The organism is Radiobacillus sp. PE A8.2, assembly GCF_045635475.1.
Classification (GTDB): domain Bacteria; phylum Bacillota; class Bacilli; order Bacillales; family Amphibacillaceae; genus JBJGXI01.
In genome coordinates this window covers 36,290-52,431 of record NZ_JBJGXI010000027.1, presented here as the reverse complement: position 1 = coordinate 52,431, position 16,142 = coordinate 36,290, and the positions used below count along the sequence as shown (strand labels likewise).

General features: G+C 38.2%; 13 protein-coding genes. 11 read left to right on the top strand and 2 right to left on the bottom strand.

All coding sequences use genetic code 11. The features are described 5' to 3' along the window. The first annotated feature begins 376 nt into the window (after positions 1-376). The 8 genes from wecB to galU all read left to right on the top strand — a co-directional run bounded on the left by wecB (position 377) and on the right by galU (position 7,946). Entirely contained in the window at positions 377-1,468 is a 1,092-nt protein-coding gene (gene wecB, locus ACI6MV_RS14885) for a non-hydrolyzing UDP-N-acetylglucosamine 2-epimerase (RefSeq protein WP_407271104.1), read from the top strand. After that, positions 1,461-2,447 carry a polysaccharide biosynthesis protein gene (locus tag ACI6MV_RS14880; RefSeq protein ID WP_407271103.1) on the top strand — a complete coding sequence of 329 codons (987 nt, stop codon included), beginning with the start codon at positions 1,461-1,463 and terminating at the stop codon, positions 2,445-2,447. Before wecB ends, ACI6MV_RS14880 begins: the two co-directional genes overlap by 8 nt. 1 nt (position 2,448) lies before the next feature. After that, positions 2,449-3,276, top strand: coding sequence for a dTDP-4-dehydrorhamnose reductase family protein (locus tag ACI6MV_RS14875; protein ID WP_407271102.1), 828 nt, complete (start codon positions 2,449-2,451; stop codon positions 3,274-3,276). Next, on the top strand, positions 3,273-4,172 hold the full coding sequence (locus tag ACI6MV_RS14870; protein ID WP_407271101.1) for an NAD-dependent epimerase/dehydratase family protein: 900 nt from the start codon (positions 3,273-3,275) through the stop codon (positions 4,170-4,172). The genes ACI6MV_RS14875 and ACI6MV_RS14870 overlap by 4 nt, the downstream gene beginning before the upstream one ends. Before the next feature lie 67 nt (positions 4,173-4,239). Further along, positions 4,240-4,986, top strand: coding sequence for a sulfotransferase domain-containing protein (locus tag ACI6MV_RS14865; protein WP_407271100.1), 747 nt, complete (start codon positions 4,240-4,242; stop codon positions 4,984-4,986). 41 nt (positions 4,987-5,027) lie between these two features. After that, positions 5,028-6,227, top strand: a complete 1,200-nt coding sequence (locus ACI6MV_RS14860) for a glycosyltransferase family 2 protein (protein WP_407271099.1) — start codon at positions 5,028-5,030, stop codon at positions 6,225-6,227. 32 nt (positions 6,228-6,259) lie between these two features. Then, complete coding sequence (locus ACI6MV_RS14855) at positions 6,260-7,036, top strand: sulfotransferase domain-containing protein (protein WP_407271098.1); 777 nt, start codon at positions 6,260-6,262, stop codon at positions 7,034-7,036. Between the two features lie 31 nt (positions 7,037-7,067). Then, complete coding sequence (gene galU / locus ACI6MV_RS14850; protein ID WP_407271097.1) at positions 7,068-7,946, top strand: UTP--glucose-1-phosphate uridylyltransferase GalU; 879 nt, start codon at positions 7,068-7,070, stop codon at positions 7,944-7,946. A 297-nt stretch (positions 7,947-8,243) separates the two neighbouring features. Here the strand turns inward: galU and ACI6MV_RS14845 are convergent, their stop codons facing one another. Continuing rightward, positions 8,244-10,088 carry a glycosyltransferase gene (locus ACI6MV_RS14845; RefSeq protein WP_407271096.1) on the bottom strand — a complete coding sequence of 615 codons (1,845 nt, stop codon included), beginning with the start codon at positions 10,086-10,088 and terminating at the stop codon, positions 8,244-8,246. A gap of 141 nt (positions 10,089-10,229) precedes the next feature. On the opposite strand from ACI6MV_RS14845, the gene ACI6MV_RS14840 reads away from it, so the two are divergent. Then, a complete protein-coding gene (locus tag ACI6MV_RS14840) occupies positions 10,230-10,976 on the top strand; it encodes a glycosyltransferase (RefSeq protein WP_407271095.1) in 747 nt (248 codons plus the stop codon). A 57-nt stretch (positions 10,977-11,033) separates the two neighbouring features. Here the strand turns inward: ACI6MV_RS14840 and ACI6MV_RS14835 are convergent, their stop codons facing one another. Beyond that, positions 11,034-12,101 (bottom strand): glycosyltransferase, encoded by a 1,068-nt coding sequence (locus tag ACI6MV_RS14835; RefSeq protein ID WP_407271094.1) that lies wholly within the window; start codon positions 12,099-12,101, stop codon positions 11,034-11,036. 330 nt (positions 12,102-12,431) lie between these two features. Here ACI6MV_RS14835 and ACI6MV_RS14830 point away from each other — a divergent pair, with 330 nt between their 5' ends. Together ACI6MV_RS14830 and ACI6MV_RS14825 are read left to right on the top strand one after the other, a co-directional pair. Then, positions 12,432-13,961, top strand: coding sequence for a glycosyltransferase (locus ACI6MV_RS14830; RefSeq protein ID WP_407271093.1), 1,530 nt, complete (start codon positions 12,432-12,434; stop codon positions 13,959-13,961). A gap of 74 nt (positions 13,962-14,035) precedes the next feature. Then, a complete protein-coding gene (locus tag ACI6MV_RS14825) occupies positions 14,036-16,102 on the top strand; it encodes a glycosyltransferase (RefSeq protein ID WP_407271092.1) in 2,067 nt (688 codons plus the stop codon). Positions 16,103-16,142 lie beyond the last annotated feature (40 nt).

Genomic DNA, 16,142 nt, shown 5'->3' with positions numbered 1-16,142 from the left:
TTATTTTGCCTGTACATAATATTAGCCCTACTCACCATCCATTTTATGGAGCGTATTTAAAAAGTAGTCAATTTTAACTTGTAGCAATTCACAGCCCCATATAGCTATGTAAGCCAATGAAGCATCGACTCAAGTGAAAATAGATTATAGTCCTAAAATAATAGAAAAAGCATAGACAAAATGTTTGGGGCAAAAGCATTAAACAAGATTAAATCCTTTAGTTATAGGCAATTGAGGATAATTTATTTATTCAACAATTCTAATAGTGTTGCCTATAGCAAGTAGAGAAATATAGCATATTGATATAACTAAGGTCGGAATTAAAAAAAAAGAAAAGTAGGACTATAAGCTATGACTTGGAGGGTGTGATTAATAGGTGAAAATCATGACAATATTAGGCACACGGCCAGAGATTATCCGCTTGAGCCTAATAATTGAAAAATTAGATCAATTTGCTGATAAGCATATTGTTGTGCATACCGGTCAGAATTTTACAAAGTCACTAAATGATGTGTTCTTTAAAGAGCTGAAAGTGAGAAAACCAGACTATATCTTGGCAAACAGCCAACACACTTTAGGAGAACAATTGTCTATTATGTACAAAGAATTAGAAAAGGTAATACTAAAGGAGAAACCAGACAAAGTGCTTGTGTTAGGGGACACAAATAGTGGTTTAAGTGCCATATTAGCAGAAAGAATGGGAATTCCAGTAGTGCATATGGAGGCTGGTAACCGATGCTTCGATTTAGAAGTTCCTGAGGAAAAAAACCGTCGTGTAATCGATACTGTATCAAGTCTTAATCTGCCATATACACCTAATAGTAAAGAGAATTTAATACGAGAAGGTTTTTCACCAAACCGTATTATTGTATCCGGAAACCCAATTAATGAAGTGTTACAGCACTATATGCCTGCTATTAATGAAAGCAATATTCTTAAACAGCTTAAATTACAAAAGGGGAACTATTTACTCATTACTGCGCATCGAGCAGAGAATGTTGATTATGAAGAGCGGCTGGAAGAAATCATAAAAGGATTTAATCTCGTTGCAGACACTCATCAGAAAAGGATGATTTGCAGTTTGCATCCACGGACGAAATCGAAAATCAAGGATAACGCAAAACTTAAGGTACATCCTTTAGTTGAATTTCATGAGCCATTTGGATTCTTTGATTTTGTCAAACTAGAGAAAAATGCTTTATGCGTGCTAACTGATAGCGGAACGGTACAAGAAGAGTGTTGCTTATTTCACATTCCTACTGTAACCATTCGTAAGACAACGGAAAGACCTGAAACAATCGCATGTGGAAGCAATATGTTATCTGGAATTGATGCTAATCAAATTGCCAGTTGTGTTCAGGTGATGATTCAACAGGAGAAAAATTGGGCTTATCCTATAGGCTATGACGACAACGACGTGTCAGATAAAGTATTAAAAGTAATACTAGGAGGTATGAAACTTGTTTAAGGATCAAGTCATTTTAGTTACTGGCGGAACTGGTTCCTGGGGATATGAGTTGGTGAGGCAGCTATTAACATACGAACCGAAAGAAATCCGAATATTTTCTAGAAATGAATCAAATCAATTTACGATGCAGCAAGAATTTAATAATAATCCAAAATTGAAGTTCATCATAGGAGATATTAGAGATAAGGATGCCGTTATAGAAGCTTGTCATGGTGTGCAATATGTTTTTCATTTAGCTGCCTTAAAGCATGTACCTGTTTGTGAATATCAGCCAATCGAGGCGTTAAAGACGAATGTGCATGGTACACAGAATGTAATAGTTGCATCGATGCAGTGTAATGTAAAACGTGTTGTCTATATCTCCACGGACAAAGCATCGAATCCATTTAATTTCTATGGTCTATCGAAAGCCATGGGGGAAAGGTTAATTATTCATGCGAACACCTTAGACACAGCGACCAAATTCGTATGTATCCGTGGTGGAAACGTTTTAGGGACCAATGGCAGCGTCATTCATGTATTTAAGAAACAAATTGAAGAGAATGCTAAAGTTGGTATTACTGATATGAGAATGACACGCTTTTTCTTAACGCTAGAAGATGCAATTAGTTTGGTATTTAAAGCAACCTTTGAAAGCGTCGGTGGAGAGATCTTTGTAATGAAGATGCCGGCTTGCAAAATTATTGATTTTGCGAAAGTGTTAATTGATGCCTCGAGCAAGGATCATGTAGATATTGAGATTCTAGGAATAAGACCAGGGGAAAAGATTCATGAGCTATTACTCTCTGAATATGAAAGCGCGAAGGCCATTTCGTATGATGATGAATATTTTGTCATCCTCCCCTTTATTCATATTGACGGACTTGAGGAACGTTATGCAAAATATAAGCCTACCAACTTAGATAATTACAATTCTAGTAAAGAATTAATGTCGAAGGAAGAAATCAAAACAATCCTTCAAAAAGGAGGGTTTATATAGCATGAAGCTATTAATTCTCGGAGGAAAAGGGATGGCTGGCCATGTTATAGTTAGATATTTTCAGCAGAAGCCAGAATATAACGTCTATTACACATCACGAGATAAGGAAGACTTAGGTAGTATTTATCTTGACGTGACAGACCCAACGAGATTAGAAGAAGTCCTAGAAAACATAAAGCCAGACATCGTCGTAAATTGTATAGGGATATTAAATAAACATGCTGAAAATCATCCAAAGCTTGCCTTTCAGGTAAACAGTTTATTACCTCAACAGTTAGTAAAATTAACGGAACGAAATCAAGGGAAATTAATTCACATAAGTACAGACTGTGTTTTTTTAGGAGAAAAAGGCGATTACAAAGAAAATGATACACCAGATGGGACTTCGTTTTATGCGCAGTCTAAGCAATTGGGAGAAGTGATAAGTGATAAGCATCTAACCATTCGAACATCAATTATTGGTCCAGAGCTGAAAGAAGATGGGATTGGATTATTTCTATGGTTTATGCAGCAAAAAGGAAAAATATATGGCTATGATCAAGTATTTTGGAATGGTGTGACCACTTTGGAATTGGCTAAAGCGATTGAAGTCATGTTGAGAAAGGACGTAACGGGTTTATATCACCTTGCCTCTGAAGAGAAATTATCCAAATACACATTATTAAAATTAATCAAAGATGTATTTCATAAAGAAGACGTGGAGATTGTTCCAGATTCAGAAATTTTTCAAGATAGATCGATTTGCAGTACAAGGACGGATTTCCATTATCAGGTTCCCTCATACGAGGATATGCTACAAGCATTAAGAAGCTGGATGGAAGAAGCATGAAGCACGCATTACCTAAAATACTAATAACTGGCGCTAGTGGATTTACGGGACAACATGCGTGTACCCACTTTTTACAAGCAGGATTTGAGGTAATTGCAGTTGCACGAAGTCACTTTCATGCAGATCAAATTCAGATAGAATCATGTGACCTAACAGAAAAAGAAGCTGTAAGAAAGTTAATCCATAAGACGAAACCTCACTATGTACTCCACTTAGCAGGACAAAACCATGTAGGGCAATCGTGGGATGATCCCATTTCCACCATGGAATCGAATGCCTTATCAACTTTATTTTTACTAGAAGCGGTCAGACGAGAAGCACCGAGTGCCAAGGTCGTAGTGGTTGGATCTGCTCTTGAATTCGATACAACAAATATCGCTACGCTAACCCATCCTTATAGTCTAAGTAAGACAATCCAGTCAATTATTGCCCAAGCATGGCAAAGACTGTATGACATGGACATTGTAATCGCAAAGCCTACTAATCTCATTGGACCAGGAGTTTCTACTGGTGTATGCTCTGTCTTTGCCAAAAAAATAGCGGGTATGGAACTCGGTGTCGCCCCCACAGTTCTTAAGGTAAATAATTTGCAAGCACAGCGTGATTTTTTAGATGTTAGAGATGCTATTCGTGCCTATGAATCTTTACTACGAATGGGAAGGGCTGGGGAAATTTATCCGGTATATTCTGGCGAAAATAGATCGCTTGAGGAAATAATTTTCGCGTTTAAAAAACTAACATCGATTGAATTTAAGGTGCAAGCAAAAGTAGTTAATCAACAAGAGCACCCAGAGGAAGTTATTTCGGAAGCGCTCATGCAATTAGGATGGAGGCCACTAATTCCTCTAGAGGTAACGCTACAAGAAATACTAGAATATTGCCGTAATTCAAATTAAACAGAATTAAAGAAGGGTGATTTCCTAAAGATATGCTTCAACAAAGGAAAATAAGGGGGATAGCATGATGGAGAACGCCGTGATACCAAAAGTGTTCATTAATTCAGTACCAAAAAGTGGAACAAATTTATTAGTACAGATCATCCAAGGAATTCCCGGGATTGAAAGGGTGGAGGAATCTGCCTTATTAGATTTGCAAAGTGGTCAATTTACGACTGGGCACCTACATTATAATGAAGAATTATCTAAGCAGCTGCATAGTAAATCTATTAAACAGCTGTTTATATACAGAGATTTACGTGACGTTACCGTATCCTTACGTCACTTTATTAATGATAAATTCCAAGATCATCCACTGTATAAAGTATTTCAGAATCGATTAGTCACAAAAGAGCAACAGCTAAATGCATTAATAGCCGGCACAGAACTAATAGGTGAAGAGAAGAATAATAAATGGGGGCTTATGTCTTATCCTGGCGTCTATGAGGAATTTAAAAACATCTATGAATGGCAAGAAGACCCGAGCATATATAGTATGCGCTATGAAGACTTGATGGAAGGTGAAAATAAAAGGGATGAAGTAATCCTTAAAGCCATCCAATTCTTGGGCGAAGAGTCAGAATTAAAAATGGGACAGCAGCAACTATTAACGCTAATGACGCAGAATATCCATCCCGAAAAATCCTGGACTTTTCGCAAGGGTACTTGTGGCGGCTGGAGGGAAGAATTCAGCAAATCAAATATAGAAACATTTAAAAGTATTGCCGGGAATCTCCTTATTCAATTGGACTATGAAAAGGGAGATGAATGGTAACGAAGGAACGTAATTAATCTGGGTGGTGAAAGGAGATTGTTATGAAAGACGTAGGCGTTGTAATGCCAGTCTACAAGCAGAACCCTGTTTATCTAGAACTAGCTTTGCGATCAGTTCTACAACAAAGTTATCGGGATTTCCACTTTGTGATTGTTTCAGATGGCGCACCAGCAGAAACTGTAGATGTAATTAAACGTGTTACAGCAGGAGACGCAAGAGTAAAGCTAATCATAAAAGAAAAAAATGAAGGTGTACCACCGACATTAAATCTTGGATTTGACTACCTGATGAAGCTTCCTGAGGTGAAGTATCTCACATGGGTATCCAGTGATAATATTTATTATCCGGCATTTTTAGTGAAATTAAGGGCTGCTTTAGAGAAGGCACCAGCCAATGTTGGGCTATCCTTCAGCACGTTTACGCACGTTGATCATAATCGAATTCCGTTACAAGGAGATCAATATAAATACTTTAATAAATATCAGAATCAGCCAAAGGAAAATTTACTAGAGGTTTGTTTTATCGGAGTATCCTTTATGTACAAAAAGAGTGCTGCAGCTAAAATCAGTGGCTACAGACTAGCTCCTGTCGAAGATTATGATTATTGGCTACGGATAACAGAGCATTGTGAAATTGTTTTTGTCCCAACCGTGTTAATGGAATATCGTACCAACTCTCCTGATAGTATATCTGCTCAGCTTAAGAGCTCAAAATCTGAACATCGCAGGTGGCGATATGCGTTTAATTTAGCAAAGCTTGAAGCAAGAAACAGAAGGAATATTCCATTCAAGGTGACCGTGATTTATCCTGTTCAAGATGCATCCGAACAAGTAATGAATAAATTAGATGACTTATATGAACAAACCTTTAGTGTTTTTAAAGTCATTATTATCGATAGAAGCATCAATCAAACAGCAACAAAGCAAATACAAACCATATCTGATCCCCGGGTGAAGATTATTCCATTACCACAGGCAGGGAAACGACAAGCCATTTTAGAAGGACTGAAAGAAGCAAATACCCCTTATACACTAGTCTATGGAGAAGGAGCATTCCCATCTACCCAATTTGTATTAAGTAATATGGTAACGAACTTTGATTTACAGAAAAGAAATAATATTATCTCTCTTTTTGAATTTGGTGGAGGGAATGTGACAGGTCGCTATACATTACAACAAAATGAGCCATTAGCTGGCCATTTATATAGAACGATTAAGCTTCGTGAAATGATGCATGGATAATGCTTGAATATGTTATGGAGGATGTGTGAAAAATGAGTAAGGCACTATTACCCCCTTTTTTGATGACTTCCGTGCCAAAAAGTGGGACCCATTTACTACACCAAATTTTAACTGGAATGCCTACAGTTTCTATGGATATTAAAAACTTACAAAAAAAATTTTTTATGGATAATAAATATGTAGTTGGCCAAGATAAGGCCTTTCAAGATCACTTCCAACGATTAAAGGCACTACCTAACAATCAATTTGGTTTGGGGCATCTTTGGTATACAGCGAATTATAAACAGTTTTTAAAGACATTAAACATGAAGCATATATTTCTCCATCGAGACCCAAGAGATGTACTTGTGTCTATGTCCTATTTTATTCCTAGTTTGTGGCCAGAGCACCCGCTTCATCTCCCATTTCAAACGGTGTATACTACACCAAAGGCGAGAATGATGGCACTTATCTCTGGGGTGAAATGGCCAGACTTTTATCACTATAATATGCCATTCTATGAGTGGCTAATTGATTCAGAGACTCTTCATATCTCTTTTGAAGAATTAATAAAATCAGAGGCTTCCAGAAGATCAGCATTAGTAAAAATAGTGAATTTTTTATGGGCTGATGTAAGCATGCCGTGTTCTGTGGAAGAAATGGTGAATCAAATGGTAGCAAATATTGATAACCAAACCTCTGGAACCTTCCGTAAAGGTGCTATTGGATCATGGAAGCATGAATTTGATGAGGAGGTTAAAGCTGCATTTAAAGCGAATGCAGGAGATATGTTAATACGATTTGGATATGAGAATAATAACGATTGGTAGTATGGTATAAATCCTAGAGGGGGGTGACGTTATGGCAATCAGGAAGGCAGTGATCCCAGCAGCTGGCTTAGGTACCAGATTTTTGCCAGCAACGAAGGCGATCCCAAAAGAGATGATCCCGATTGTAGATAAACCTGTTATCCAATATATTGTGGAGGAAGCAAGTAAGTCTGGAATAGAAGAAATCATCATTATTACTAGTCGAGGTAAAAATACAATAGAAGATCACTTCGATCGCGCATATGAGTTAGAAGAAGCATTGCTTAAGAAAAATAATATTCCATTATATGATGCTGTAAGACACAATGCTGAACTGGCAAATATTCATTATATCAGACAACAGGAACCAAAGGGTCTCGGACACGCTATTTATTGTGCAAAGAGCTTCATCGGGAAGGAACCATTTGCAGTTCTTTTGGGAGATGATGTTGTTGCAGCTAAAACACCAGCATTGCAGCAGTTAATTCAACTATATAACCGTTATCATACGAATGTAATCGGTGTGAAACAGGTAGCGGAGGAACAGGTATCGAAATATGGAATGATAAAGCCTAAAGAACAAGTATTAGAAAAAGGGCTTTATAGCATTGAATCATTAGTGGAAAAGCCAAGGATTGAGGAAGCGCCCTCTAACATGGCAATTATGGGACGATACATCCTAATGCCAGAAATATTTGATATATTGGAGAATTTACCAGCTGGGTCAGGGGGAGAAATACAGCTTACAGATGCTTTAAACATGCTAACGGATACTCAGTCGGTGCTAGGTTATCAGTTTCAGGGAAGTCGATATGACATCGGGGATAAAGCTGGATTCATACGAGCAAATGTAGAATTTGCTTTGCAAAGAGCAGATCTCCGCGACAATGTGTTGAAATGGATGATGGAATTAGTAAAAAGAAATGAATAGACAATTAACGCAAAAGTAGTAACCATAAAGGAATGGTCACTACTTTTTTGTTGCCGGGAAATTACAAAATATACTAAATGTGGATAACGTTAAGCATTAGCCACGGCCAGCTCCGAGCGCCAGGGACTAGCGAGACTTCCCTCACCTCATGACACGAGAGCGAGTAATCGCACTAAGGAAAGCTGTAATGAATATACACCGCAGAAACAAGTGATTTTATTGTATCGAGTCCCAGTCCGTACGTTTCTAAACGATGCTCTGCGGTTTTCTTAGGACTATGGTTGTTTAGTTTGTGTTTTAGTTGTTAGGTGATAATTGTTTCAACATGTTCAAGAAATTTTCTGCATAAGCTTCTGAAGAGAAATGTTGTTCTATATGCTTAACAGCGTTTTTAATAATTGTTTTTCGTAATCCTTTGTTCGTTATAAGATCCTTACCTTCATTAAAAGCTTCATCTATATTGCCGAAAGCATAAAATTTTCCTGTAATGTTATGTGTGAGGAAGCTACGGACACCGTCTGAATCAGTAGACAGAACAGGACACTTACAAATCATCGCTTCTAGCACCGCATAACCAAATCCTTCTACCTTCGATGTTGAGCATAAGAAGCCACCAGAGTCGCCAATTATAGAGAAATGGTCAGCCATTTTAGCATGGGGTTGATTAGTATAAACCGTAAGATTACTACCTAAATGAAGTCGCTTCGTTTCAGCCTTAAAAGCAGCTCTTTCTTCCTTCGTAGACAACGTTTGGTCTTCAAACATCCATAGTTGAATAGTGGGATTATCTTGGATCATTCTAGCACCAATCGCTAGGAAATCCCTCCAGTTTTTATTTTCTTCTAGTCTTCCTACCCATCCAATAATTGGATGGTCTTGTTTCGGAAGGGGACGATAGTGAAACTCCTTCGTATTGAAGCTGTTGTGAAAGCTAAATTGTTTTTTGTTCGGAAAGTATTTGCTAAAAGCCTGGACTAGGTGAGGGGTTTTGGGATATAGGATTGCATCACAGTAATCGTTTATAATCGGATAACCGTGCGTTTGAATATATTCTTCTACATATTCTTTGTTTAAGCCTAACCCTTGGTTTTCATAGATGAGGATCCCTCTGTAACCAAATTCACGTATTTTTTTTAGCAAAGTAAGGTCCGAATTAACGATGATAGCGGAATAGTTACCCTTTACTATGGTGTTTTTGATTACTTTGTCCTTGTTCGTAACAAATACGGGGATATTAGTATTATTTTGCAGACCAGTGCCGGATTGTGTATAAAGGAAATGACAATTAACGCCTTGCTCTTTAAGAGCATAATAGCGTTGCCTATTTAATGTTTCCACACCACCACTTGGAATGAAAAAAGTAAATAAGATATTCATCTGGTTATTCGCTTGATTGTTAGGTGTAGTAGCATTTAGGAGTGGAGCAGGTGTATGATTCACCGTCTTTCTATTTCGTCTCCTTCTTGGCTGAGTGGCTGGATTTGGCGGTGGTACCGGGTTAGGTGCAGCACTCCTTACTGTAATCGTTCCATTATTTTTATTTTTCGTTAGGTCAAAAGCCTTTGTCCCATTTCCTTCATTAAGCCTCCAGTAACCAAATAAGCCAGGTTCACTTCCGGTGAAAATACGATGCATGTTTTGGGCAAGTTGCTCGTGTGTTCTAGCTGTATTCCATATCCGTATTTCTTTGAGATCCCCCATGTAGAAATTATCCGGATCCATTCCGCCAAAGACAGCAGAAGGTACTACTGTATTGTTTGTGCTCGCTGTACTCGTTTTCACAAATTGGCCATCCATATAGAGAGAAGGTACTTTTTCTTGATATACAACTGCGATATGTGTCCATAGTTTTATTGAAGCGGGATGAATCAATGTATGAGACAAACCATTGGTGGTGTGTTCATACACGGTGACCCCGTTTGTGCCGACAGATACACCCAGTTCAGCAAGTGAAGCATCGCCGCCAGATGCTGGTGATATCACAAATCGTCGTTTAAAAGCACCAGCAATACTAACGGCATGAGAGGCTTCTGGCCGTGCCCAAAATTCTATGGTGAATGTATTTTGAATGGTTGAAGATATATGTTTATTTGTAACAATTTTGTCATTGTTCTTAAAGGAATAAAAATCATTGCCAAACATCGTCATAACCCCCTATGAGCTTTATTACTAATATATGAAGGAATGGGGCAGATGTTAACAACAAACAGTCACTCGTTCGAATATGGTGAACTATAAAGCATCGTTATCAAGAATGGATATGACATGTAGGAGGTTTAAATAATGACAGATAACGAAAGTCCTTTTCGAAGCAAGGTATCGATCATCATCCCGTTTTATAACTGTAAATATGTAGGGAAAGCAATAACGAGTGCGCTGCAACAGACCTATCAGAACATTGAGATCATCGTGGTTGATGATGGATCGACGCGATACGTGGATAAAATTGCTCCCTTTAGGAATTTCATTACTTATGTAAAAAAGAGCAATGGTGGTACCGCCACTGCGTTAAATGAAGGGATCAGACGTGCGGCGGGGGAGTACGTGGTATGGTTAAGCTCTGATGATGAATTCCTTCCTGAAAAGGTGGAAACGCAACTAGCTTTCATGAAGAAGCAGGATGCTCAAATATCTTATACGAATTTTAGTCTCATTAATGGTAGAAGTCGCGTAACGATGTCTAAATGTAACGTTAGCTTTCCAAATAAGTTAGCATTTTACAAGAGCCTTAAAGCAGGATGTACAATTAATGGCTCAACGATAATGATAAAAAAAGCACTATTTCAAGATGTGGGCATGTTTGACGATTCATTACGTTATGCGAATGATTATGATTTATGGATAAGGATGATATTAACGTATGCTATTTCCTTCTTAGATCAGCCGCTTACACGGTATCGTGTTCATCGTAATATGGGGACGAACAATTATGCTGCAGAAATTGAGAAGGAAACGCTTCTTGTTCAGCAACGTTATAAAAAAAGCCTAGATGATTTAATTGCGAGGGAGCAAGGTAATCATGGAGCATAATTTGTGAGAAAAATCATGAAGGGGATAAGCTTATAAATCCCCTTCTATTACATATAATTAGAGCTTGCTTTTTAGTAACTGCTTATTGTGTAACACATCCTTATCCTCAGGGCGGAATTTTCGAGCGACCTCATTATGGTCATATGCTTTTTGGAAATCGCCTAAATAATAGTAGCAAATACACAGGTTTATATGAGGCAGCCAGGTGGCATATGCCTCATGGAAAAATCCCCAATTCCCTTCAGGCTTTTGGAATTTTACAGCTTGTTCATACCAAAATATAGCTAAGTGGTATTGTTGTTTACTAAGAAAAATATAGCCTAAACGACAGCAATGCTCTGGGCGTGGTACATCGTAATCAAACGATTTGAAGATAGCGTTTTTCTGTTTTTCAAATTCTCCGACTTTACTGTAACAGTCTGCTAATTTTCCACACGCAGCAATTTTATCCTCCATCCATCCTTCCTCCATGCTGAGAAAGGTATGATACATTTTTATCGCTTTACTATGATGCTGGTTATCAAATAACTCATTTGCATAATAATAGTAATCTCTAGGGGTGAATTTTTCCCCTTGGTCCAATTTACTTTCATATATCTGTAGATTTCTTCCGGATGAATGGTGAATGCGCTTGTGGGTAACGTGAATGTCAGGGTCAATTATTTCCCCCCGCACCGCTAAATATTCATGTACATAGCCATGCCATTTGAATTTTTGACTTCTTTTTACTAAGCGGTTTCTTCGCAGGCTTAATGTCACATTTCCGAATTCATCAAAGCTATAATCGTATATCATTGTTACGGAATCGACAGCGCTGTCTAAGTCCTTCTTAAGCGCAAGAAGCTTCTTTTGGTCATCCTCAAGTAACACATCATCTGCATCAAGCCAGAGGATATAATCCTTTGTTGCTTGTTTGAAGGAATAGTTTCTAGCAGCGGCAAAGTCATTAATCCATTCAAAGTCATACATTTTATCGGTGAATTCACGAGCAATTTCCTTTGATCGATCCGTTGAACCAGTGTCGACAATTATCATTTCATCTGCAATATCCTTAACAGAATGCAAACAGTTTCGTAGGGTATCTTCTTCATTCTTCATAATCATACATAGACTAATTGTTATCACAACATCACCTCTTTTTAAATATAATAATTAGTTATCATTGCTAATATATGACTAGTAAAGGGATGAGTGATTGGTAACGCGTAAATCAAACTTTATCCCATTTATAGAAGCAACTATCCGCTAGATTGCTAGGCTAGCGACCAGTTGTATTAGGAAGACCATCAATGGCAAAAACGGGCTTTCGCTTGCAACACTTATGGTGGGGGCGCTTCATATAATAAAAAAACCACGTGTAAACTAATGAATATCTATCGATAGAATGTAGTAGTAGAATTTTAAAAGGCACTTTTATATAGTTTGGTGACTTTTTTTAAAAGGAGGATCTATGAAATGCGTATTGTTCAAGTATCGACGGATGCTCTACCAGTCCCACCGACTAAATACGGAGGGATTGAAAGAGTGGTATATTGTTTAACGGAAGAGTTGGTGGAGCGTGGGCATGAAGTCTATCTTTATGCGCCTAAAGGAAGTAGGTCAAGCGCCACCGTTATCCCTTATGAGCATGAAGGATCAAATCCTGAACAGATAGCGGATTTTGTGCAAAATACGTTACCCCCCTCCATTGATATTATTCATGACCATACACAATTTTCCGAGCTAGATAAGCTCACCTTATCTGTCCCGACAGTAAGTACGATTCATATCAATTACAGTACATTTCCCCGTTATCCCGTTTACATTAGTAATCGCGCACTGGAGGATGTTGGCAAGGGTAAGGGATATTGTGTGTATAACGGCATTGATTTGCAAGAATATAGCTTTCATGATAAGAAGCAGGATTATCTGCTTTTCTTAGGGGAGGTTAGTGAAAAAAAGGGAATCCATCATGCTTTAGAGATCGCGGTCAAGACAAAGAAGAAGCTCATCATAGCAGGACCAATTTTTAATACGGAATATTTCTCATTAAACGTAGAGCCGGTGATGAAAGCAAATAAAAATATTCACTACATTGGAGAAGTTGGAGGATTAGAAAAACAAGAGATATTAAAGAACGCCAATTGTCTCTTGTTTCCTATTGAATGGAGAGAGCCATTCGGTCTTGTTATGGTGGAAGCAATGGCATGCGGAACACCTGTTGTTGCTTTTAATAATGGCTCTGTTTCCGAGGTGCTAAAGCAATTTCCAGAACTTATTTGTGATAACACGGATATGATGACAGAAAAAGTGCTAAAACAGTCTTTTCCAGAACCGCAAGAGCTTCGTGACTATGTTGCTAAACATTTTTCCAGGGAAATCATGACAGATCGATATGAAAGCATTTATGAAAAAATTGTTAACGAAAAAATCCCGCCCATTTATGATAAATCTTCTGTTCTTGGTTTAGAAAAACAAATCAAAAATGGGGAAAAAGTAAGTTTGAAAGATCGGTTTAGCTATGCGGAATTAATGAGGGATTATAATGAAATGGAAAAATCGGTCGAGCAATTTGAGTCTTGCTTGGCATTAGCTGACAGTAGTTCGTTATACAAGGTAAGAGCATGTTTCGAACTAGCAAAGCTTTATCAACATGCGGGGAATACTAAGAAAGCGATCGATTACATCTTTCGTTCTTTTCTCTATGATATTCCGAGAGCAGAGAGCTGTTGCTTTTTAGGATATTGTAATCGGCTAGAAAATAAGCTGTATCAAGCAATTTTCTGGTATGAACTTGCCGCGGATTTAAATAGACCCACCGAAAAGGACGCCATGTATGATGAAGATAGCTGGACATGGATCCCTCATTTAGAGTTGTGTGTCAGCTATTATCAGGTAGGCGACTTTAAGAAAGCATACAGTCACAACGAGTTAGCACGCCAGTTTGTTCCAAATGATAGCAAAATATTACACAATAAAGTGCTACTTGAGCAAAGATTAATGTGATTTAGTCAATTTCATAATCCTGATTTTGGGTAATTATGAAATTGACTCGATTGGATAAAGAAAGAGGTGTAACTTTGAAAGTTTCTAAAATAACGGCAATGATCGTAATCGATGAAATATCCAATAGCTATCTAGATGATGTAATGGAACATTTAGACCAATATGTCGATGAGATTATTATCGTTCATGACGAAGGTACTAAGCCGAGCATTTCCAGTGAAAAAGTAAAAATAGTGCCCTTTCAAGATAAGTCATTCCAACCTTATTCAGCAAGAAGAAAGCTATGCTGGGAAGAAGCGATGAAGACGAATCCAGACTGGCTTCTAGCGATCGATCCTGATCAAGTATTTGAAGAGCGTATTTTTAAGGAAATAGACAGCTTGATACAGAACGAAAAGATAGATGTATGGGCATTTCGCTATGCTGATTATACGAAAGATCAGGATGACTATCGTTTTAGTAGATCCATCTATCATTGGCCACATCTTATTCGAAATAAAAAAATGTCTGCAGAGTGGTTGGAAACATCATTGCCTATTGGACAACTGCCTTTATATATTTTGAATCTTGAATTTGGCTATAGTGATATTAGAGTGGTTCCTTGTGTATGCAAACAATGGGGAAAGGATCAGGATGGGGCGGCCGCTCTTCCTAATCAAGGAGATTGGGCAAATGAGATGTTGCCACAAGAGCTATACAATCATGCTAATGAACTATATGTGAGAGGGGAGTATGAAAGGTCTATCAAGCTATTTGAAGCATACCTTCTCCAACAGTCAGAGTCGATAAACGATAAACGAGAAGCAACCTTTAGGCTAGCAGATGCGCATGCCTTAAGTGGTAATAGTGAAGAGGCAATTTGGACTTTGCTGCAATCTTTTTATGATGAGCCTCCACACTCTGATGTCTGTTCTATGATTGGCTACTTATGGATGAAGGGCAAGGATTGGAAGAAGGCTGTTTTTTGGTATGAGCAGGCTGTCAAAATGGAGAGCAAGACAAGTGAGAAGGGCAATACGATTTCATTATGGTTTCCGTATTTCCAATTGTTTATTTGTTGTGAGCATTTAGGAGACTCCGAGAAAGCAAAGGAGTATTTTGAAATAACAAGGTACTTCCTTAAACAGGTGCCCGAGACTCCATTGATGGAAAGCTTTCGATCTAGATTCAAGCCGCTAACCATTGTTCAAGTAGCACCAGATATTTATCCGGTTCCTCCCATGGATTATGGTGGTGTCGAAAAGGTGGTTTTTGATTTAACCGAAGAGCTAGTGAGGCTTGGACATCATGTCTACTTGTTTGCACCGAAAGGCAGTAAAACGAGCGCAACGCTCATCCCCTATCAGCACGAGGGAATCTGGAGATTAGATGAAGTGATTAAACAAGTAAAGCTTCTACTACCTCAATCAGTGGATATAATCCACGATCACACGCATCTATCCTCTATAGGAAAAGAAGACTTCAAGCTTCCAACAATTTGTTCCCTCCACAATTACATGAATAATGGTACAAAATATCCTACTTATGTGAGTAATCGTATGCTGCAAACAATAGGCGGTGGAATGGGCTATTATGTACACAATGGAATAGATTTAAAGGAATATCAATTCTCGGAGCAAAAGGAAGAATACTACCTTTATCTTGGTCGACTGGCGAAACAAAAGGGATTGCATTTTGCTTTAGATGTTTGTGAAAAAGCAAATGTGAAGCTGAAAATTGCAGGACCAATCTCCACAAGCAAGGAGTTTGTGGAGGAGTTTCAAGATAGAATAATGAAAAATCCAAATATCGAGTACGTAGGGGCTGTTAGTGGCCAACAGAAGCAGGATTTGCTTAAATATGCGAAATGTGTGCTGTTTCCAACAAATTGCCAAGAAGCATTTGGATTGGTTATGGTGGAGGCCATGGCTTGCGGAACGCCGGTGCTTGGACTTGATAATGGTGCTGTTTCAGAGGTGTTGAACGGCTTTCCAGAATTAGTTTGTAGCTCCGTAGATGAAATGGTAACAAAGGTCTTACACGCACGTTATCCACATCCAAAGCTTCTTCGTGAGTATGTAGCAAATCATTTCACATCAAAAAGAATGGCTTTGGCATACACACAAATATACCGTGATGTTATTAAGGATTACAGAAGCTAGCTAAGATCTCAAAGTGGTAAAAATCGTTAGGTGATAGGAG